This is a genomic window from Pseudomonas sp. R2-7-07, assembly GCF_003852355.1.
Lineage (GTDB): Bacteria > Pseudomonadota > Gammaproteobacteria > Pseudomonadales > Pseudomonadaceae > Aquipseudomonas.
Window position 1 is genome coordinate 5,660,284 of the sequence record NZ_CP027759.1, and the last position, 21,634, is coordinate 5,681,917.

Here is a 21,634-nt window from a genome sequence, read left to right on the forward strand (position 1 = left end):
ATGATGGCACGATAGTGGCACTCTGATGGTATCACCAAGAACATGCAAAGTTCACCGCGCAACTAATGCATGCATTGCCCGGCATCTAACGGGCTGATAGGGAGATCGAACTCAGTGGATGTGCCATTGTTGCTCACCGCCGTTTCCGCGTCCTCGCCCTGTGGCGAAGACATGGAATATGACGCGCAATTTCTGCAATTGGAACGTGATGCCAAGGGCCAGCCCGAGCGCAGCATGGGCGATTCGATCCTGCCCGCTGAGCCACCCGAATGGCGCAGCATCCAGCAGCAGAGCCTCGACTTGCTGCAGCGCAGCAAAGACCTGCGCATCACCCATTTCCTGCTGCAAAGCTCGCTCGCCCTGCAAGGCGTGGTCGGGCTGGCCGACGTCCTGACCCTGATCGATGCGTTATTGCGCCAATACTGGGCCGACCTGCACCCGCGCCTGGATGCCGATGACGATAACGACCCCACCGTGCGCATCAACGCGCTGTCCGGCTTGACCGGCGACACCACGATTCGTCTGCTGCGCGAGAGCATCCTCACGCGTTCGCGCACCTTCGGCCCGGTGAGCCTGCGCGCCGCGTTGAACGCCAGCGGCCTGCTGAGTTTTCCCGATGAACAACTGGGCGCCCAGCAACTCAACGCTGCGTTCCTCGACAGCGACCCGGAGCAACTGCAGGCCACCCGCGACGCCTTGAGCGCGGCGCGTGCCGCCTGCGAAGCCATCGAACAACAGGTCAACGAGCAGGTCGGTTCCGCCCGGGGCGTGGACCTCAGCGCGTTGAAACAGCCGCTCAAGCAGGCCTTGCAACTGCTCAACCAAGCGGTGCCAGGCACCGACAGCAGCAGCGAACCCGAGGCCGTCAGTGAAGACAACGCCCCCTCGGTGGACTACGCCGCCGCCCCCGCAGCACCCCGCCCTGCCGGCGATATCGCCAGCCGCGATGAGGTGCTTCGCAGCCTCGACAAAATCCTTGCGTATTACACCCGGCACGAGCCTTCGAGCCCGCTGCCGGTGCTGTTGAACCGTGCGAAGAATCTGGTGCACGCCGATTTCGCGGCCATCGTGCGCAATCTGATTCCCGACGGCATGTCCCAATTTGAAAACCTGCGCGGCCCGGACAGCGAGTAAGCCGCCGGACCGTGCAGTAACAACACCGTCGCTCAAGCGACCAGGAGCAGCAACGTGGCGAAGCAAAGTTCTCAGAAATTCATCGCGCGCAACCGCGCGCCTCGAGTGCAGATCGAGTACGACGTCGAGCTCTACGGCGCCGAGAAAAAGGTCCAGCTGCCCTTCGTCATGGGCGTGATGGCCGACCTCGCCGGCAAGCCTGCCGAGCCGCTGGCACCCGTGGCCGATCGCAAGTTCCTTGAAGTGGACGTCGACAACTTCGACTCCCGCCTCAAGGCCATGCAGCCACGCGTGGCGTTCCACGTACCCAATGAGCTGACCGGCGAAGGCAACCTGAGCCTGGACATCACTTTCGAAAGCATGGACGACTTCAGCCCGGCCGCCGTGGCGCGCAAGGTCGATTCCTTGAACCAGCTGCTCGAAGCCCGCACCCAACTGGCCAACCTGCTGACCTACATGGACGGCAAGACCGGCGCCGAAGAAATCATCATGAAGGCGATCAAGGACCCGGCACTGCTCCAGGCACTTGCCAGTGCGCCCAAGCCTGCAGGGGAGCAGTAAGCATGACTGACAATACCGTTCGCGAAGGCGCGTCCAACCTGGGCGCCACCGAAGAAACCAGCGAGTTCGCCTCGCTGTTGATGCAAGAATTCAAGCCCAAGACCGAGCGCGCCCGCGAAGCCGTGGAAACCGCCGTGCGCACCTTGGCCGAACAGGCTTTGGCGCAAACCGACCTGGTGTCCAACGATGCGATCAAGTCGATCGAATCGATCATCGCCGCCATCGACGCCAAGCTCACCGCCCAGGTCAACCAGATCATCCACCATCAGGATTTCCAGCAGCTGGAAAGCGCCTGGCGTGGCCTGCACTACCTGGTCAACAACACCGAGAGCGATGAGCAGCTGAAGATTCGCGTGCTCAACATCTCCAAGCCGGACTTGCACAAGACCTTGAAGAAATTCAAAGGCACGGCGTGGGACCAGAGCCCGATCTTCAAGAAGATGTACGAAGAAGAGTACGGCCAGTTCGGCGGCGAACCTTACGGCTGCCTGGTAGGCGACTACTACTTCGACCAGTCGCCCCCGGACGTGGAACTGCTGGGCGAGCTGTCGAAAGTCTGCGCCGCCATGCACTCGCCGTTCATCGCTGCGGCTTCGCCGACCGTGATGGGCATGGGCTCCTGGCAGGAACTGTCGAACCCGCGCGACCTGACCAAGATCTTCACCACCCCGGAATACGCCGGCTGGCGCTCGCTGCGTGAATCGGAAGATTCGCGCTACATCGGCCTGACCATGCCGCGCTTCCTGGCGCGCCTGCCGTACGGCGCCAAGACCGACCCGGTGGAAGCCTTCGCCTTCGAAGAAAACACCGACGGCGCCGACAGCTCCAAGTACACCTGGGCCAACGCCGCGTACGCGATGGCGGTGAACATCAACCGTTCGTTCAAGCACTACGGCTGGTGCTCGCGCATCCGTGGCATCGAGTCCGGCGGTGAAGTGGAAAACCTGCCGGCCCACACCTTCCCGACCGACGACGGTGGCGTGGACATGAAGTGCCCGACCGAAATCGCCATCAGCGACCGCCGTGAAGCGGAACTGGCGAAGAACGGTTTCATGCCGCTGCTGCACAAGAAAAACACCGACTTCGCTGCGTTCATCGGCGCCCAGTCGTTGCAGAAACCGGCCGAGTACGATGACCCGGACGCTACCGCCAACGCCAACCTGGCCGCGCGCCTGCCGTACCTGTTCGCCACCTGCCGTTTCGCGCACTACTTGAAGTGCATCGTGCGCGACAAGGTCGGCTCCTTCAAAGAGAAGGACGAAATGCAGCGCTGGTTGCAGGACTGGATCCTCAACTATGTCGACGGTGACCCGGCGCACTCCACCGAAACCACCAAGGCCCAGCATCCCTTGGCAGCCGCCGAAGTGATCGTGGAAGAAGTGGAAGGCAACCCGGGGTACTACAACTCCAAGTTCTACCTGCGCCCGCACTACCAGCTCGAAGGGCTGACGGTGTCGTTGCGTCTGGTATCGAAGCTGCCTTCGGCCAAGAGCGCTTAAGTAACTCGCTCGTTCCCACGCTCCGCGTGGGAATGCCGCCCGGGGACGCTCTGCGTCCCAGTAACGCAGAGCGTCACAGGATGCGTTACCACGCAGAGCGTGGGAACGATCACCAAATCAAGTGGCCAGGGCCACACAGGGAGAAAACATGGCTGTTGATATTTTCATCAAGATCGGCGACATCAAGGGCGAGTCCATGGACAAGGCCCACAAGGACGAGATCGACGTGCTGAACTGGAGCTGGGGCATGGCCCAGTCCGGCAACATGCATGTGGGCGGTGGCGGCGGCGCGGGCAAGGTGAATATCCAGGACCTGTCGCTGACCAAATACGTCGACAAGGCGTCGCCGAACCTGATGATGCACTGCGCCAGCGGCAAGCACATCGACAAGGTCAAGCTGACCGTGCGCAAGGCCGGTGGCGAAAGCCAGGTCGAGTACATGGTGATCAACCTGGAAGAAGTCCTGGTGACCTCGCTGAGCACCGGCGGTTCGGGCACCGATGACCGCCTGACCGAGAACGTCACCCTGAACTTCGCCCAAGTGATGGTCGACTACCAACCGCAGAAAGCCGACGGCACCAAAGACGGCGGCGCGATCAAGTTTGGCTGGAACATCCGTTCCAACACCAAGCGCTGATAGCCCTTGTGACCGTGGTTTCACGCCACGGTCGCAAACCTTATGTTCCTCTCGCAACCCGTCCGTGGAGCTGCTTTGGTGGTAACTGAAATCGCTTCCCGCGACCGTCTGCAACCGTCCCTGCTGGACCGGCTGACCGACGACGACCCAACCAATCCAAAGGAAAGCGCCGACAAACGCGTGCTGTCCCTGACCCAATTGAAAGCCTCGGTATTGCGCGACCTGGCGTGGCTGCTCAACACCACGTCGTTGCTCGATGCCGATGCCACGCTGCACACCCCGGCCGGCACCTCGGTGGTCAATTACGGCCTGCCGGCGCTGGCGGGCAACAGCGTTTCCAGCGTAGACATCAAGGCCCTGGAAGCGCTGATCTACCAAGCCATCGCGACGTTCGAGCCGCGCATCCTGCGCCACACGCTGCGCGTCAAAGCCCGCGTCGGCCAGGGTGAAATGAACCACAACGCCTTGAGTTTCGAGATCGAAGGCGACCTGTGGGCCCAGCCGGTGCCGTTGCGCCTGCTGCTGCAAACCGACCTGGACCTGGAGTCCGGCCATGTGCGTGTAGTGAACGCCGACCAACGGAGGCGCCCATGAACCCGCGCCTGCTGGAGCTGTATAACCAGGAACTGCACCATGTGCGCGAAAGCGCCGCCGAGTTCGCCAAGGAATACCCGAAGATCGCCAGTCGGCTGACCCTGTCCGGCATGGACTGCGCCGACCCGTACGTCGAACGCCTGCTCGAAGGCTTTGCCTACCTCACGGCCCGCGTGCAGCTCAAGCTCGACGCCGAGTACCCGACCTTCACCCACAACCTGCTGGAAATCGCCTACCCGCATTACCTGGCGCCCACCCCGTCGATGACCGTGGTGCAACTGCAGACCGACCCCGACGAAGGCTCCCTCGCCAGCGGCTTCCCCCTGCCCCGCGACACGGTACTGCGCGCCGCCCTGGGCCGTGAAACCCAGACCTGCTGCGAGTACCGCACTGCGCACCCGGTGACGCTGTGGCCGTTGCAGGTGAGCAATGCCGAATACTTCGGCAACCCTGCCGCCGTGCTCGGCCGCCTGGCCGCCGCCGAACCGAAAGCCAAGGCCGGCTTGCGCCTGACCCTGCGCACCGGCGCCGAGTTGCCATTCAACAGCCTCGACCTGGATAACCTGCCGCTGTACCTCAGCGGCGCCGATGAGCAACCGTTCCGCCTCTATGAACAATTGCTGGGCAACGCCTGCGCGGTGTTCGCGCGCAAGCCCGGCGGTGATTGGGTTGAGCGCTTGTCTCAGGACGCCTTGCGCTCACGGGGCTTTGACGACGCCGACGCGGCCATGCCGGTGGTGGCGCGTGCGTTCCAGGGCTATCGGTTGTTGCAGGAATACTTCGCCCTGCCCCACCGCTTCCTGTTCGTTGAATTCGCCGAACTGAGCCGTGCGGTCAAACGCTGCGACGGCCAGGAGCTGGAACTGATCGTGCTGTTCGACCGCCACGAGCCGAGCCTGGAAGGCAGTGTTGGCGCGGCGCAGTTCCTGCCGTTCTGCACGCCGGCGATCAACCTGTTCCCCAAACGCGTAGACCGCATCCACCTGTCCGACCGGGTCAACGAACACCATGTGATCGCCGACCGCACGCGGCCGATGGATTTCGAGATTCATTCGTTGAGCGGCATCACCGGCCATGGCACCGGGCCGGAGCAGCCATTTTTGCCGTTTTACGCGGTGCGCGATCCCTCCCGCTACGGCCGCGACCAGGCCTATTACACGGTGCGCCGCGAACCGCGTGTGCTGTCCAGCGACCAGCGCCGCAACGGCCCGCGCTCTACCTACGTGGGCAGCGAAACCTTCGTCAGCCTGGTGGACAGCCGGCAAGCACCGTACCGCCATGATCTGCGCCAGTTGGGTGTGACCGCACTGTGCACCAACCGCGACCTGCCGCTGTTCATGAGCGTGGGCAACGGCAAGACCGACTTCACCCTGGCCGACAGCGCCCCGGTGCTCTCGGTGCGGTGCGTCGCCGGTCCCAGCCGCCCGCGCCCCAGCCATGCCCACGATGCCAAGGCCTGGCGCCTGATCAGCCAGTTGTCGCTCAACTACCTTTCCTTAAGCGAACAGGGCCAGGGCGCCGGCGCCTTGCGTGAGCTGTTGCGCCTGTACGGCGACAGCAACGACGCCGCCCTGCAATTGCAGATCGAAGGCTTGCGCGAAGTCAGCAGCAAGGCGGTGACCCGACGCCTGCCGATGCCGGGCCCGATTGTGTTTGGCCGCGGGTTGGAGATCACCCTGGAATTCGATGAAAACGCGTTTCGCGGCACCGGTGTGTTCCTGCTCGGTGCGGTGCTGGAACGCTTCCTGGCACGCTACGTGTCGATCAACAGTTTTACCGAGACGGTGATCCGTACCACCGAACGCGGCGAGATCATGCGATGGAAAGCCAAGCCCGGACGTCGTCCGACCCTGTGAGTACCCTGGACGCGATGCACCAGGAGCCCTGGGAATATGACTTCTTCCAGGCACTGCGGCGTATCGAGTGCGAATCGCCGGACCTGCCGCGCCTGGGCCATTCCCTGCGCCTGGCGGATGACCCGCTGCGCCTGGGGCAACAGGCCGATTGCACCTTCGCCCCGGCTACGCTGGCCTCGGTCGGCCCCGGCGGTGACGGCAAGCCGGCGCGGCTGGAGCAGTTCTTCTTCGGCCTCGGCGGCCCCAACGGCCCGTTGCCGCTGCATATCACCGAGTACGTGCGCGAGCGCCAGCGCAACAATGCCGACAGCACCAGCAAACAGTTCCTGGATGTGTTCCACCATCGCCTGCTGACCCTGTTCTACCGGACCTGGGCCGAGGCACGCCCGACGGTCAGCCATGACCGCCCGGACGATGACTACTGGTCCGCACGCCTCGCCGCCTTGAGTGGCCGCGGCATGCCGAGCTTGCTCAACCAGGGCTTGATCCCCGACACGGCGAAGCTGCATTACAGCGGCCACCTGTCGGCGCAGACCCGTTACCCGGATGGCTTGAAGGCCATCCTCAGCGAGTACTTCGGCTTGCCGGTGGAAATCGAAGAATACGTCGGCCAATGGCTGGAATTGCCCGAACGCAGCCGCGTCGGCGTCAGCGCCAACCGGCTCGGCGTGGATTTCTGCCTGGGCAGCCATGTGTGGGACCGCCAGCACAAATTCCGCATTCGCCTCGGGCCGCTGAAACTCGACGATTACATGGGCATGCTGCCCGGCCATCAGCCGTTCAACGAGCTGGTGGCGTGGGTCGCCGAGTACCTGGGCCATGAACTGGACTGGGACTTGAACCTGGTTCTGCAACAACCCGAAGTCCCGGCGCTGCAACTCAACGGCCAGTTCCGCCTGGGCTTCAACACCTGGCTCGGCCAACCTGCGCATGACGCCAACGACCTAATCCTGGCCCGGCATTACGCCGATCACGCCACCACCTCAAGGAATCCAGAGCATGGGTGAAATCAGTCGCGCCGCACTGTTCGGCAAACTCAACAGCGTGGCCTACAAGGCCATCGAAGCCGCCACCGTGTTCTGCAAACTGCGGGGCAACCCGTATGTGGAGCTGGCCCACTGGTTTCACCAGTTGCTGCAGCTGCAGGACTCGGACCTGCACCGCATCATCCGCCAGTTCAACGTGGAGCCGGCGCGCCTGGCCCGCGACCTCACCGAAGCCCTGGACCGCCTGCCGCGCGGCTCGACCTCGATCACTGACCTGTCGTCCCATGTGGAAGAAGCGGTGGAGCGCGGTTGGGTGTATGGCAGCCTGATGTTCGGCGAAAGCCAGGTGCGCACCGGTTACCTGGTGCTGGGCATCCTGAAAACCCCGAGCCTGCGCCATGCGCTGCTGGGCTTGTCGGCCGAATTCGACAAGATCAAGCCCGAGGCCTTGAGCGAGCGGTTTGATGAATACGTCGGCGACTCGCCTGAGAATGCCCTTGGCGCCAGCGATGGTTTCAATGCCGGTGTTCCCGGCGAAGCCAGCGGCGCCATGGCCCCCAGCGCGATGGGCAAGCAGGAAGCGCTCAAGCGCTTCACCGTCGACCTGACCGAACAGGCGCGCAGCGGCAAGCTCGACCCGATCGTGGGGCGCGATGAAGAGATTCGCCAACTGGTGGATATCCTCATGCGGCGGCGCCAGAACAACCCGATCCTCACCGGTGAAGCCGGGGTGGGCAAGACGGCCGTGGTCGAAGGTTTCGCCCTGCGCATCGTCGCCGGCGATGTACCGCCGGCGCTCAAGGACGTGGAACTGCGCAGCCTCGACGTGGGCTTGCTGCAAGCCGGCGCGAGCATGAAAGGCGAGTTCGAACAGCGCCTGCGCCAGGTCATCGAAGACGTGCAGGCCTCGGCCAAGCCGATCATCCTGTTTATTGACGAAGCCCACACCCTGGTCGGTGCCGGTGGCGCTGCCGGTACGGGCGATGCGGCCAACCTGCTCAAGCCTGCGTTGGCCCGTGGCACCCTGCGTACCGTGGCCGCCACGACCTGGGCCGAGTACAAGAAGCACATCGAAAAAGACCCGGCCCTGACCCGCCGCTTCCAGGTGGTGCAAGTTGCCGAGCCGTCGGAAGACAAAGCGCTGCTGATGATGCGCGGCGTGGCCTCGACCATGGAGAAACACCATCAAGTGCAGATTCTCGATGAAGCCTTGGAAGCCTCGGTGAAGCTGTCCCACCGCTACATCCCCGCGCGCCAGTTGCCGGACAAATCCGTGAGCCTGCTGGACACTGCCTGCGCCCGCGTCGCCATCAGCCTGCACGCGGTGCCTGCCGAAGTGGACGACAGCCGCCGCCGTATCGAAGCGCTGGAAACCGAACTGCAAATCATCGCCCGGGAACATGCAATCGGCATTGCGATTGGCGCGCGTCAAACCAACAGCGAAGCGCTGCTGACGGCCGAGCGTGAGCGCCTGGCCAGCCTGGAAGACCGTTGGGCCGACGAGAAAGCCTTGGTGGATGAGCTGCTCGCCACCCGCGCGACGCTGCGCGAAAAAGTCGGCGACGTCGACAGCGGCAACGATGAATTGCGCGCCCAACTGGTGGACCTGCAACAGCGCCTCAGCGCCCTGCAAGGCGAAACCCCGTTGATCCTGCCCACCGTGGATTACCAGGCCGTCGCCTCGGTGGTCGCCGACTGGACCGGTATTCCGGTGGGCCGCATGGCGCGCAACGAACTGGAAACCGTACTCAACCTCGACCAGCACCTGAAGAAACGCATCATCGGCCAGGACCACGCCCTGCAGATGATCGCCAAGCGCATCCAGACCTCCCGCGCCGGCCTCGACAACCCGAGCAAGCCGATTGGCGTGTTCATGCTGGCCGGCACCTCGGGTGTGGGCAAGACCGAAACCGCCCTGGCCCTGGCCGAAGCCATGTATGGCGGCGAGCAGAACGTGATCACCATCAACATGAGCGAGTTCCAGGAAGCCCACACGGTTTCCACCCTCAAAGGTGCGCCACCGGGCTATATCGGCTATGGCGAAGGCGGCGTGCTGACTGAAGCGGTGCGGCGCAAACCCTACAGCGTGGTGCTGCTGGACGAGGTGGAAAAAGCCCACCCGGATGTGCATGAAATCTTCTTCCAGGTATTCGACAAGGGCGTGATGGAAGACGGCGAAGGCCGCGTGATCGACTTCAAGAACACCTTGATCCTGCTGACCACCAACGCCGGCACCGAGCTGATTTCCCGCGTCTGCAAAGACCCGGCGAACATCCCCGAGCCCGAGGAAATCGCCAAGGCCCTGCGCCAGCCGCTGCTGGAGATTTTCCCACCCGCGCTGCTCGGCCGCCTGGTAACCATTCCCTATTACCCGCTGAGCGACGAGATGCTCAAGGCGATCACTCGCCTGCAACTGAACCGCATCAAGAAGCGCGTGGAGAATACCCACAAGGTCGCCTTCGACTACGACGAGGCGGTGGTCGACCTGATCGTCTCACGCTGCACCGAAACCGAAAGCGGCGGGCGCATGATCGACACCATCCTGACCAACAGCCTGCTGCCGGACATGAGCCGTGAATTCCTCACGCGCATGCTCGAAGGCAAGGCGCTGGCGGGGGTGCGCATCAGCAACCAGGATAATGAATTGCACTACGACTTCAGCGATTAACCTGACGGAATGCGATTAAAACTGTGGGAGGGGGCTTGCCCCCGATGGCGGTGGGTCAGCCAGAAATTTCTAACCTGATACACCGCCATCGGGGGCAAGCCCCCTCCCACATTTTTGAACCGGTTTCTTCAGTTATTTAGTCATAAGAGACGCCCGATGCTATTCAACCAAGCCTCACGCCTGGCCAAAATCACCAGCCCCCTCGGGCCGGATGTGCTGCTGCTCAATGAAATGGGTGGCGGTGAAGAGTTAGGAAGGCTGTTCAACTATGAGCTGCAACTGACGTCCCTGGACGCCAACATCGACCTCAACCAGTTGCTGGGCAAGCCAATGAGCATCGGTCTGCAACTGGCCGACGGTGGCGAGCGGCACTTTCACGGCATCGTCGCGCGCTGCAGCCAGAACATCGACCAGGGCCAGTTCGCCAGTTACCAGGTGACGCTGCGCCCCTGGCTGTGGCTGCTCAGCCGCACCTCCGACTGCCGGATTTTCCAGAACCTGAGCATCCCGCAGATCATCAAGCAGGTGTTCCGCGACCTGGGTTTTTCCGACTTCGAAGATGCCCTGAGCCGGCCGTATCGCGAGTGGGAATACTGCGTGCAGTACCGCGAGACCAGCTTCGATTTTGTCAGCCGCCTGATGGAACAGGAAGGCATCTACTACTTCTTCCGCCACGAGCAGGACCGTCACGTGCTGGTGCTGGCCGACGCCTACGGCGCCCACACCTTGGTGCCCGGCTACGCGTCGATCCCGTATTACCCCAAGGACGAGCAGCAGCGCGAACGCGACCATATGCATAACTGGCACCTGGCGCAGGAGGTACAGCCGGGGTCGCTGGAGCTCAACGACTACGACTTCCAGCGCCCCAGCGCCAGCATCGACGTGCGCTCGGCCATGCCGCGCCCGCACACCGCCGGCGACTATCCGCTGTACGACTATCCCGGCACCTACGTGCAGAGCGCCGACGGCGAACACTACGCGCGCACCCGCATCGAAGCCCTGCAAACCCTGCATGAACAGATCGAGTTCGCCGGCAATGCCCGTGGCCTGGGTTCGGGCCACCTGTTCAGCCTCACCGGCTTCAGCCGCCAGGACCAGAACCGCGAATACCTGATCGTCGGCTGTCGCTACTACATCGTTCAGGAAAGCCTGGAAAGCGGCGGCGGCGCAGGCGGCGCGCAGTTTGAAAGCAGCCTCACCTGCATCGACGCCCAGCAAAGCTTCCGCCCGCTGGCCAACACCCACCGCCCCGTCGTTAAAGGCCCGCAGACCGCACTGGTGGTGGGCCCCAAGGGCGAAGAAATCTGGACCGACCAATACGGCCGCGTGAAGGTGCACTTCTACTGGGACCGCCACGACCAGTCCAACGAGAACAGCTCGTGCTGGATCCGCGTATCGCAATCCTGGGCCGGCAAGAATTGGGGCTCGATGCAGATCCCACGGATCGGCCAGGAAGTGATCGTCAGCTTCCTCGAAGGCGACCCGGACCGACCGATCATCACCGGGCGCGTGTACAACGCCGAGCAGACGGTGCCCTACGACCTGCCGGAGAACGCCACCCAAAGCGGCATGAAAAGCCGATCCAGCAAAGGCGGCACGCCGGCCAACTTCAATGAAATCCGCATGGAGGACAAGAAGGGGCTGGAGCAGTTGTACATCCATGCCGAGCGTAATCAGGACATCGTGGTGGAGGTGGATGAAAGCCATTCGGTGGGGCATGACCGTAACAAGAGTATTGGGCATAACGAGACGGTGACCATCGGCAATAATCGCCTGCGCATCGTCAAGCAGGAGGACATCCTCTCGGTGGGCCAGCGCAAGACCGACAGCATCAGCCAGAGCTACGTGATCGAAGTGGGCGAAAACCTGCGCCTGGTCTGTGGCGAAAGCATCCTCGAGCTCAACGCCAGCGGGCAGATCAATCTGACCGGTGTGCAAATCAGCTTCTACGCCAGCGGTGATGCCGAGTTCAATACCGGCGGCGTCCTGCACCTCAACAACGGTGGCGGCGCGGGCGCCACGCCTGATGGCCAGGGCGTGAAAGCCAGCATCGACGCCAATATCAAAGCCGCGTTTCCCACGCCTAAGAGCTCCTGACGAGACCTGTTTTTATGACGTACCGAATCAATGAATTCCAGTTTCAGTTGCCTGCCGGCGAGCTGCAGGACGCGACGATCAACATCCTCAAGTTCCCTGAGCTGGGCACGTCCCTGATCGTCAGCCGTAGCTTGCTCGCCGAAGGCGAAACCCTGCACAGCAACTTCAACGACCAGCTCCAGCGCCTGGAAAAACAGGTGCAGGAGTTGCGCTATCAACCCGGCGTTGATGTGCGTTTGGGGGCGAATCAAGAGGTGGAAGGCATCGAGCTGCGCAGCCAGTTCAACAAGGGTAATGACAAGGTCTTCCAGTTTCAGTTGGCGCTGGTGATTCCCGGCACGCGCAAGATGCTTGCCTTGAGTTACGTGAAGGCGGACGCGCTGGGTGATGCCGAAGCGGCGCATTGGGCACTGATAAAAAACTCGCTGTCGTTCGACGCTGTGTCCTGATGAGCAGCCTGCATGTCTGACGCGTTATGGGCAGCCCGGATGGGCGATGCGCTGGCCCACACCTCGATGATGGCCGACATCCTCGGCGGCGTGCTGGAGGTGGCGGCGAATATCGCGATCACCGCCGTGGCCACGTTTGCCGTGGTCGCAGCTACCGGCATTACCGTCGCTACGGGCGGGTTGGGATGCTTCCTGCTGGGCGCAGTGGTGGGCACGATAGTCGGCCTTCTCATGAGCAAGAGCGGGGCGGACAAAGGGCTAACGGATTTATGCGATGCCTTCAGCAACGCCCTGTTCCCTCCCACGGTGCAGGCAAATATTCTCACCGGCTCCACCGATACGCTTACCAACAATATTCCCGCCGCCCGAGCCGCCGGGGCGATCAGTTCCCATGTCGCGCCCGCCGGTACCGAACTGGAAGCTCCAGAGCCGGAACCCGAAGCCAGCTACCTGGACATGGCCGAGAGTTTCTTCTCACAGATGTGGCGCCCGACCGTTGCCACACCTGCTCCCGGCGCCGTGCCCAAGCCCCTGGACCTGGTCGTGTGCATGAAGCACCCGCCGATGCCGCCGCAGTTTCTGGCCGAGGGCTCGGACAAGGTCACGATCAACGGCCAGCCGGCGGTGCGCAGCGGTGATCGCAGCACCTGCGATGCGACCGTGGTGTCGTCCGGGTTGATTTCCTCCAACGTGACCATCGGCGGCGGTTCAGTGGTGGTGCGCGAGATTCGCAGCGGCAAGACGCCAGGCGTGGGGCTGGCGGTCACAGCGCTATTGATGCTCAAGGGCGGCAAGGGCAAGTTCTTCAGCAAGCTGCCGTGCATGCTGATCGGCGGTGCCACCTCGATGGCCGTCAGCAGTGCGATGGGCGCACTGGCCAATGCGGCGATGGGCTCGTCGAACCCGGTGCATGCGGCGACTGGCGCCAAAGTGCTGGGCGGCGATGACGAGCTGGATTTCGTACTGCCCGGCATCTTGCCGATTGACTGGCAACGCATCTTCAACAGCCGTGACGAGCGCACTGGCAGTCTGTTCGGTGCGGGCTGGAGCGTGCCGTATGAGGTGTGCGTCGAGGTCCGTGCTCATCCCGAAGGCGGTGAAACGCTGGTGTACACCGACGAGCAGGGACGCCCCATCGACATGGGTTCCATTCCCTTGGGTGGCGCAGTGTTCAGCGCCGGTGAAGGGCTTGCGGTGCGCAGACACCTCAACGGGCAGTTGTTGATCGAAAGTGATGATGGCCTGTACCGCCTGTTTGAACCCACGCCGACCCATGCTGCGCGGTTGCGCCTGGTTCAGTTGGGTGACCGCAATGACAACCGCATTTATGTCGACTATGACGCAGCTGGGCGCCTGCTGCGCCTGCGCGATACGTTTGACCTGGTGCGGGTTGAGCTGGTCCGCGACCTCGACTGCGTGACCCGGATCGAACGCCTGTACCCCGATCAACGTCGCGAAGTGCTGGTCAGCTATGGCTATGACGTGACCGGTCAGTTGGCTGAGGTTCGCGATGCAACCGAGCAGGTACAACGGCGCTTCGCCTACGATGCCGGACGGCGGATGGTGGAGCACCAGTTGCCCACCGGGTTGCGCTGCTTCTATGAGTGGGCCTTGGTTGAAGGCCTGGAATGGCGAGTCGTTCGACACTGGACCGATGAGGGCGACGCTTACCAGTTCGACTATGACTTGCAGGCCGGCCTCACCCGCATCACCGATGGCTTGCAGCGCGTCAGCACGCGCCTGTGGAACACTCAGCACCAGATCATTCGATACAGCGACAACCTCGGCCAGACCTGGCTTTTCGACTGGAACGACGAACGCCAATTGCTCAGCGCCACTGACCCGTTGGCGGGCCGCTACGAATACAGCTACGACGATTCCGGCAACCTTATCGGTGAAACCGACCCGCTGGGCCGCAGCGACTCCACCTTGTGGCTGGAGCATTGGGCGCTGCCGCTGGTGGAAACCGATGCCGCCGGCAACAGTTGGCAGTATCGCTATGACCAACGCGGCAACTGCATCGCCGAAACCGATCCGCTGGGCTACGTCACGCGTTACCGCTATGACGCCCACGGTCAGGTCGTCGACATCATCGACGCTACCGGCAAGCGCAAAAAGCTGCGCTGGAACCCGTTCGGGCAATTGGTCGAGCATGTCGATTGCTCGGGTTACCCAACGCGGTTCAGCTACGACGAGCGCGGTTATCTGCAGGTCATCACCGATGCCGTCGGCGAGCGCACGCAGTTCAGCTATGACGCCCAGGGCCGTTTGCTCAGCAGCCAACTGCCGGACGGACGCACCGAACAGTTCCAGCGTGATGCCAGCGGGCAGTTGGTGGGCTATACCGATCCCGCCGGGCATACCACGCTTTATCAACACAACCGGCGTGGCCAGGTACGCCAGCGCACCGATGCCCATGGCCGACAGGTGCAGTTCGGCTATGACAGCTACGGGCGGTTGCAAGCGCTGGTCAATGAGAACGGTGAAAGCTATCGATTTGCGTGGGATGCCGGCGATCGGCTGGCTGAACAGCAAGACCTCGACGGCAGCGCCAAACGCTATGCCTACGACCCGCTCGACAATGTCACTACGGTGACGGCCATGCCTGCGCCGTTTGGTAATGGACTGGCGGTTGTTCCTGAAACGCCACCCGCCCCCATCGTTCATCGGCTGGAGCGCGATGCGGTCGGCCGACTCACTGCTAAAACCACCGACGATGGTCGTACCGACTACAGCTACGATGAAGTGGATCAACTGACGGCAGTCACCTTCACCGACATGCAAGGCAATGCCCAGGCCCTGGGGTTCAGTTACGATCCGCTTGGCCAGTTGCTTGCCGAACAGAGCTCGGCAGGCACCCTGCAACACCACTACGACGAACTCGGCAACCTGATCCAGACCCAACTGCCGGACGGCCGTTGGCTCAATCGCCTGTACTACGGCAGCGGCCACCTGCACCAGATCAACCTCGACGGCCAGGTCATCAGCGACTTCGAACGCGACCGTCTGCACCGCGAAGTGCTGCGCACCCAGGGCCAGCTCAGCACCCGCAGCGAATACGACCGCAGCGGCCGACTGCGCTCACGCCAACGCCGCCTGGCGAGTCAGCCCTCGTTGATGCCAACCGCCGCGCAAAAGCACTTCGAGTACGACCCCACCGACAACCTGATCGGCAAACTCGACCAGCAACCCGCTACACAACACCGCCAGCTGCTGCACTACGACGCCACCGGCCGCATCATCGCCAGCCAGGACAGCCTCCATGGCCAGCGCGAAACCTTCGCCTACGACGCCGCCGCCAACCTGCTCGACGGCCCGCAGGCCGGTGCGGGGCTCGTGGTGCATAACAAGCTGCTGACCTATCAGGACAAGCGTTATCGGTACGACGCGTTTGGGCGGATGATCGAGAAACGCAGTGCCAAGCGCGGCGTGCAGCGCTTTGCGTATGACGCTGAAAGCCGATTGATTGAAGTGCGTAATGACAATGGCAGCATCGTCAGGATGACGTATGACCCGCTGGGGCGCAGGGTTGAGAAAACCGAGCATGGCAGCGATGGGTATCCGCTGGGAGAAACGCGGTTTACCTGGGATGGTTTGCGGTTGCTGCAGGAGCATAAGCACAGTCAGACGAGTCTTTATGTTTATCAGGACGAAGGCTACGAGCCTCTGGCACGCGTCGACGGAAGCGGGCCGCTGCAGAAAATTCGCTATTACCACAACGACCTGAACGGCCTGCCGGAGCAGCTCACCGAGGCCGACGGACACAACGTCTGGCAGGCGACCTATCGGGTGTGGGGCAATACGCTGGAAGAGGTGCGCGAGCCTTATTACATTGAAGAGCAGAATCTGCGGTTCCAGGGACAGTACCTGGACCGGGAGACAGGGCTGCATTTCAATACGTTCAGGTTTTATGATCCGGATGTGGGGCGGTTTACGACGCCGGATCCGATCGAATTGGATGGCGGACTCAATTTTTACCAGTACGCCCCCAATCCAATATCCTGGATTGATCCATGGGGATTGGCCCCCGAGCTTTACTATCTGATTGCGAAGAAGGATGGCTTTTATGATGAGATGCAATGGGGTCATAAAAAGCCAATTGGTCAGGTCTATTTGAAAAAGGGTGAGGTATGGAAAGTCGGTGAAACCGTAAATCCGAACCGGCGGTATACCCAAAAGTGGCTTAAAGCCAAAAATCTTGCTTATAAACGCGTCATGGCGGCACCGACGAAGGGCAATATGCAGGTATGGGAAAGGTTAAAAATAGGGAAATATTTCAAACGCCGAGGAAAACTACCTCCGGGTAACAAATGTAGGCACTGATATAAGGATTACTTTATGCGAGTCGATACGACATCGGACTCACCGAGTTGGACCAAAGTCTTTGAAATCACCGACGAGTTAAATGGCTTGAGCGAGACGCTTGAAAAAAAGTATCCCACGCTGGACTGGGAACTGGCGGTCTGTATGCGATGCCTGCCGAAGGCCCTAGAACGTAAGACATTTTGCCGTTACTACGCCAAGGACAAGATGTTCGGTCTCGATATCGCCATGAATGAGGAAGATTTCATTCCGCATAAAAAAGATGTGGACGCTCAGCGCAAAATAATCGGTGCGGCGTTTATTACTTTTTTTATTGAGAGCATAAAAAAATACGAAAAAAAGCTGCCCAATCTACAGCCGGTTTCAGCGGCGTTGATCGCGGACGTACAGAAATGGTGTGCCGAAAAAGGGTGGACTGCCTGAATCGAACGATTTGCCAAGACTGCCTCAATATTGACTGCACAAATGGGCAGATTTATTTAAGGACCGCCTGGCGTATGGATCACCTCATCTTCAGGGTGATTGCCCATCTTCGCGGCGCGCTGGCAGAGAATGAGCCGATGGATTATGAGCGCTTGTCCCCCGACTTGCGGGTAGACAGCACCGCTGCATCGGAACGAGTAAACAAAGCTGTCATCAGCGCGCAGGCCTTATTCAAGGCCCACTAAAAATGGGCACCCAACCCAGTTGGCGTGCCCATTCTTCTTACCCTCCCCGCCTCCCTTCGAGAACGGCACCGCTTTTTACGGGTTGACGCTGTCTTTGAGCGACTTGCCCGGCTTGAACGCTACGGTGTTGCTGGCCTTGATCTTCACAGGCTCACCGGTTTGCGGGTTTTTGCCGGTGCGGGCGCCGCGATGGCGTTGCAGGAAAGTGCCGAAGCCGACCAGGGTGACGCTGTCCTTGCGGTGCAGGGCACCGGTGATTTCTTCGAGAACGGCGTTGAGTACGCGGTTGGCCTGTTCTTTGGTGAGATCGGCTTTTTCAGCGATGGCGGCTGCGAGATCTGGTTTACGCATATATGAAGCCTCTTTGACGGTTTTTTGTTGTTATGTCCGTGCTGCTCTCTGGTGGAGCAGCGCCAAGGCGCCGCAGGCTCTACTCTGCGGCAGACGGGAGTGAGGATGGCATGCCCTCGCACGCTCCGCCAGTCTCGCCGCGACCTTTCTATGGGTAAGAAGGGGCTGATTCCGACAGAACGACCAGCATTTACGCCAGCAGCGGCGGAAGTTCCTTGTTCAATGCCAGTTTTTCCATGACGGCGGTACCGGTCAGCGCGTAGCCCAGCAGGCGACCGCTGGCGTCGCGGCACAGGGCCTTGATGTCGGCGCCCTCGCCTTCGACACTCCACACGCCTTCGCTGCCGCGTGGAGGCGGTGAGACCACCAGCGGGCAGACGGGGGTTTTCACGGTGATCGGCATCGGCCCGTAGCTGACGGCCGTGGCGTTGCCGGCCAGGGTCTGGGCCAAGGCGCGGGCGCAACTCATCAAGGGCATGACGTACAGCAGGTTCAAGCCATCGACTTCGGCGCAGTCGCCCAAGGCGTAGATATTGGCGTGGGAGGTCTTGAGGTGACGGTCCACCATGATGCCGCGGTTGACTTGCAGGCCGGCCGCCGCCGCCAGGTCTATGCGCGGGCGCAGGCCGATGGCGGACACCACCAGGTCGCACTGGATCACTTCACCGTCGGACAAATGGGCTTCGAGACCGTCAGCGCTGCGCAGCAGGCGGTTGAGCACCGGCCCCAGGTGGAAACGCGCGCCAAGCCCTTCCAGCCCGGCTTGCACCGCAGCCGCAGCCGCCGGATGCAGCAGGGTCGGCATAACCTGTTCGCACGGCGCGACCAGATCGACTTCATAGCCGCCAAGGATCAGGTCGTTGGCAAATTCACAGCCGATCAGGCCGGCGCCGAGCAGCAGCACGCGGCGTTTGCCGGCAGCTGCGGCGCGAAAGCGGGCGTAGTCTTCGAGATCATTGATCGGGAAAACCAGGCCGGCGCCGTCACCCTCCACGGGTACGCGGACAGTCTCTGCGCCCCATGCCAGGATCAAGTCACGATAGGCCACCGATTCCTCGCCGATCCACAGACGCTTGTGGCCTGGGTCAATGCCGCTGATACGCGTGTGGGTGCGCACTTGCGCCTTGAGCTGCTCGGCCATGGCACCAGGTTCAGCCATGCTCAGGCCATCGGCTTCCTTGTTCTTGCCAAACCCGGTGGAGAGCATGGGCTTGGAGTAGGAGCGCCCGTCATCTGCGGTGATCAGCAGCAATGGGGTGTCGCCGTCGAGCTTGCGAAACTCCCGAGCTACGTTGTAACCGGCCAATCCTGTGCCAATGATCACGACAGGTGCGTTCATTCCTTTCTCCTTGTAGTAGGTTTCGTAAACTTCGAATTAGCCGATTTCGATCATTTCGAAATCCATCTTGCCCACACCGCAGTCCGGGCACAGCCAATCTTCCGGGACGTCCTGCCACGGGGTGCCAGGCGCGATTCCGTCATCCGGCCAGCCATCCGCTTCGTTGTAAATCAGGCCACAGACGATACATTGCCACTTCTTCATTACTTGCTTCCTCAGGGTCCAGGCATCTTGGCCGACGGTCGATAAACCTGCGCTGCCGCTCGGCTCAGGGCGTTTTGTACTGATCGCGGCCGGCAGATGCAAGCACGATCGGCGCAAACGGCCGGTTCAGCGCGGCAAAAGTTCAGGTCGCCATGGTAAGCTCGCCGCCTCTTTTGCTGCCAATATTGACTCGCCGTGCCGCACTCAATTGCCCCTTCCGATGCTCGCCAATGGCTGCCCCAGAGCCTGCTGAGCCCAATGCCTGCGCCCCTGACCCTCGATTGGCTGTTCGATGAAGGCTCGCTGACGCGGCGGCTGACGGGGCTGTCCGAGAACGGCTTCAGCGTGACGCCGCTGCTCGAGGGCTGGCAAGCGTTGCGCGACGATGAATGCGCGGCGCTGGACCTGCCCCCGGCGACTATCGGCTGGGTACGCGAGGTGTATTTGCGCGGGCATGGCCAACCCTGGGTATTTGCCCGCAGTGTCGCGTCGCGCGACGCGTTGCAGGGCGACGGCTTGCATATGGATGAGTTGGGCAGCCGGTCGCTGGGCGAGTTGTTGTTCTGCGACCGCGCCTTTACCCGCCAGCCGATCGAGGTGTGCCATTACCCAGGGCCATGGCTACCCACGGCGGATCAGGCCGACGGGCTGTGGGCACGCCGCTCGCGCTTCGATCGCGGCTCGCTGAGCGTGCTGGTGGCGGAAGTCTTCCTGCCGAGTTTCTGGCAGGCGCTGCAGGACCATCCGGAGAACCGCTGATGTATCAACGTGCACTCAAATCCTTGAATCGGCTGAACCCCAGGGCCTGGGATTTCATTCAGCTGACGCGCATGGACAAGCCTATCGGCATCTACCTGCTGCTGTGGCCGACGCTATGGGCGCTGTGGATCGCCGGCAAGGGCTCGCCGTCGCTGCTCAATATCTTTATTTTCGTGCTGGGCGTGGTGCTGACCCGTGCCGGTGGCTGTGTGATCAATGACTGGGCCGACCGCAAGGTCGACGGCCATGTGAAACGCACCGAGCAACGTCCGCTGGTCAGCGGCAGGATCAGTTCGAAAGAGGCGTTGGTGTTTTTTGCGCTGTTGATGGGCGTCAGCTTCCTGCTGGTGCTGCTGACCAACGCCAGCACCATCCTGCTGTCCCTCGGCGGGCTGGCGCTGGCGGCGAGCTATCCGTTCATGAAGCGCTACACCTATTACCCGCAGGTGGTATTGGGCGCGGCGTTTTCATGGGGCATGCCGATGGCGTTCACGGCCGAGACCGGCCACCTGCCGGCCGAGGCGTGGCTGCTGTACATCGCCAACCTGTTGTGGACGGTGGGTTACGACACCTATTACGCGATGACCGACCGCGACGACGACGTGAAGATCGGGGTGAAATCCACCGCGATTCTGTTTGGTGATGCTGACCGTGTGATCATTCTCACCCTGCAGGGCCTGGCGCTGGTGTGCCTGTTGCTCGCGGGGGCTCGGTTCGAGCTGGGCGGCTGGTTCCACCTCGGGCTGCTGGCGGCGGCGGGCTGTTTTGCCTGGGAATTCTGGTACACCCGGGACAGGGATCGCATGAAGTGCTTCAAGGCCTTCTTGCACAACCATTGGGCGGGGTTGGCGATTTTCGTGGGGATTGTGGCTGACTACGGGTTGCGATGAGAGGATTGCGGTGACTGTTCTGACGCTATCGGGGGCAAGCCCCCTCCCACATTTGAAAGCGTTCACACATCAATTGTGGGAGAGGGCTTGCCCCCGATGGTCTTAGAGGCGCAACAGCCTCAAGGCTTGATGATGTGCCAAACCCCACCCTTGCCATCACCGGTCTTGTCCCCGGCCTTCTTGTCATCCTTGTAGGTGTAGACCGGCTTGCCTTTGTAGGCCCATTGGCTGGTCTGGTCGTCGCGGGTGATGACTGTCCAGTCGCCAGCCTTGGTATCGGTAGACTCCGCCTTCAGTGGCGGCCAGTTGGTCGCGCACTGGTCCTTGCACACTGATTTGCCATCGGCATCCTTGTCGAAGGTGTAAAGGGTCAAGCCCTTGTGATCGACCAACATCCCATCTTTCGTCATCGCAGGTTCTGCGGCGAATGCCACGCCGGGCAGCGTCAATGCGGCCGCTACCAGCAGGGCTTTCCAGGAAATCGTGCTGTAAGTCATCGGAACCTTCCTTTTGTGGTTGTCAGGATTCGGACCCAAAGGGTAGTCCAGAGTGCCGTGAATTGCCCAAGCGACTAAATTACTGTCACACGACTGCAATAATTCCGTTATCTAATGCGGCG

General features: G+C 61.8%; 19 protein-coding genes. 15 read left to right on the forward strand and 4 right to left on the reverse strand.

From position 1 onward, the window contains the following. Positions 1-114 precede the first annotated feature (114 nt). From tssA to C4J86_RS26220, 13 genes are all read left to right on the forward strand, one after another. Positions 115-1,134 (forward strand): type VI secretion system protein TssA, encoded by a 1,020-nt coding sequence (gene tssA, locus C4J86_RS26160; protein WP_124372298.1) that lies wholly within the window; start codon positions 115-117, stop codon positions 1,132-1,134. Positions 1,135-1,188: 54 nt separating this feature from the next. After that, the gene (gene tssB / locus C4J86_RS26165) at positions 1,189-1,695 is read left to right on the forward strand and encodes a type VI secretion system contractile sheath small subunit (RefSeq protein WP_003195557.1); all 507 of its coding nucleotides are present in this window, start codon (positions 1,189-1,191) and stop codon (positions 1,693-1,695) included. A 2-nt stretch (positions 1,696-1,697) separates the two neighbouring features. Beyond that, positions 1,698-3,194, forward strand: a complete 1,497-nt coding sequence (gene tssC, locus C4J86_RS26170) for a type VI secretion system contractile sheath large subunit (protein ID WP_065953261.1) — start codon at positions 1,698-1,700, stop codon at positions 3,192-3,194. A gap of 148 nt (positions 3,195-3,342) precedes the next feature. Next, positions 3,343-3,831 carry a type VI secretion system tube protein Hcp gene (locus C4J86_RS26175; protein ID WP_005792512.1) on the forward strand — a complete coding sequence of 163 codons (489 nt, stop codon included), beginning with the start codon at positions 3,343-3,345 and terminating at the stop codon, positions 3,829-3,831. 78 nt (positions 3,832-3,909) lie between these two features. Further along, positions 3,910-4,425 (forward strand): type VI secretion system baseplate subunit TssE, encoded by a 516-nt coding sequence (gene tssE / locus C4J86_RS26180; RefSeq protein WP_042945974.1) that lies wholly within the window; start codon positions 3,910-3,912, stop codon positions 4,423-4,425. Continuing rightward, complete coding sequence (gene tssF, locus C4J86_RS26185) at positions 4,422-6,281, forward strand: type VI secretion system baseplate subunit TssF (protein ID WP_124372299.1); 1,860 nt, start codon at positions 4,422-4,424, stop codon at positions 6,279-6,281. Before tssE ends, tssF begins: the two co-directional genes overlap by 4 nt. Further along, the gene (tssG, locus tag C4J86_RS26190; RefSeq protein ID WP_124372300.1) at positions 6,245-7,288 is read left to right on the forward strand and encodes a type VI secretion system baseplate subunit TssG; all 1,044 of its coding nucleotides are present in this window, start codon (positions 6,245-6,247) and stop codon (positions 7,286-7,288) included. The genes tssF and tssG overlap by 37 nt, the downstream gene beginning before the upstream one ends. Then, positions 7,281-9,935, forward strand: a complete 2,655-nt coding sequence (gene tssH / locus C4J86_RS26195; protein ID WP_124372301.1) for a type VI secretion system ATPase TssH — start codon at positions 7,281-7,283, stop codon at positions 9,933-9,935. Before tssG ends, tssH begins: the two co-directional genes overlap by 8 nt. 156 nt (positions 9,936-10,091) lie before the next feature. Further along, positions 10,092-12,032, forward strand: a complete 1,941-nt coding sequence (locus tag C4J86_RS26200; protein WP_124372302.1) for a type VI secretion system Vgr family protein — start codon at positions 10,092-10,094, stop codon at positions 12,030-12,032. Positions 12,033-12,046: 14 nt separating this feature from the next. Beyond that, positions 12,047-12,481, forward strand: coding sequence for a DcrB-related protein (locus C4J86_RS26205; RefSeq protein WP_124365007.1), 435 nt, complete (start codon positions 12,047-12,049; stop codon positions 12,479-12,481). A 12-nt stretch (positions 12,482-12,493) separates the two neighbouring features. After that, a complete protein-coding gene (locus C4J86_RS26210; protein ID WP_124372303.1) occupies positions 12,494-16,804 on the forward strand; it encodes an RHS repeat-associated core domain-containing protein in 4,311 nt (1,436 codons plus the stop codon). A 15-nt stretch (positions 16,805-16,819) separates the two neighbouring features. Then, positions 16,820-17,227 (forward strand): hypothetical protein, encoded by a 408-nt coding sequence (locus C4J86_RS26215; protein WP_124372304.1) that lies wholly within the window; start codon positions 16,820-16,822, stop codon positions 17,225-17,227. 74 nt (positions 17,228-17,301) lie between these two features. Beyond that, on the forward strand, positions 17,302-17,472 hold the full coding sequence (locus C4J86_RS26220; RefSeq protein ID WP_164487757.1) for a hypothetical protein: 171 nt from the start codon (positions 17,302-17,304) through the stop codon (positions 17,470-17,472). Positions 17,473-17,547: 75 nt separating this feature from the next. Here the strand turns inward: C4J86_RS26220 and C4J86_RS26225 are convergent, their stop codons facing one another. The 3 genes from C4J86_RS26225 to C4J86_RS26235 form a co-directional block, all read right to left on the reverse strand. Continuing rightward, a complete protein-coding gene (locus C4J86_RS26225; protein ID WP_003195589.1) occupies positions 17,548-17,823 on the reverse strand; it encodes an HU family DNA-binding protein in 276 nt (91 codons plus the stop codon). 190 nt (positions 17,824-18,013) lie between these two features. Next, positions 18,014-19,162, reverse strand: a complete 1,149-nt coding sequence (locus C4J86_RS26230) for an NAD(P)/FAD-dependent oxidoreductase (protein ID WP_124372306.1) — start codon at positions 19,160-19,162, stop codon at positions 18,014-18,016. A gap of 36 nt (positions 19,163-19,198) precedes the next feature. Continuing rightward, the gene (locus C4J86_RS26235; RefSeq protein ID WP_095093029.1) at positions 19,199-19,366 is read right to left on the reverse strand and encodes a rubredoxin; all 168 of its coding nucleotides are present in this window, start codon (positions 19,364-19,366) and stop codon (positions 19,199-19,201) included. A gap of 195 nt (positions 19,367-19,561) precedes the next feature. Between C4J86_RS26235 and C4J86_RS26240 the strand changes: the two genes are divergently transcribed. Then, positions 19,562-20,125 (forward strand): chorismate lyase, encoded by a 564-nt coding sequence (locus C4J86_RS26240; protein WP_124372307.1) that lies wholly within the window; start codon positions 19,562-19,564, stop codon positions 20,123-20,125. Further along, a complete protein-coding gene (ubiA, locus tag C4J86_RS26245) occupies positions 20,125-21,015 on the forward strand; it encodes a 4-hydroxybenzoate octaprenyltransferase (protein ID WP_124372308.1) in 891 nt (296 codons plus the stop codon). Before C4J86_RS26240 ends, ubiA begins: the two co-directional genes overlap by 1 nt. A gap of 119 nt (positions 21,016-21,134) precedes the next feature. Here the strand turns inward: ubiA and C4J86_RS26250 are convergent, their stop codons facing one another. Then, positions 21,135-21,512, reverse strand: coding sequence for a hypothetical protein (locus C4J86_RS26250; protein ID WP_124372309.1), 378 nt, complete (start codon positions 21,510-21,512; stop codon positions 21,135-21,137). Positions 21,513-21,634: the final 122 nt, after the last annotated feature.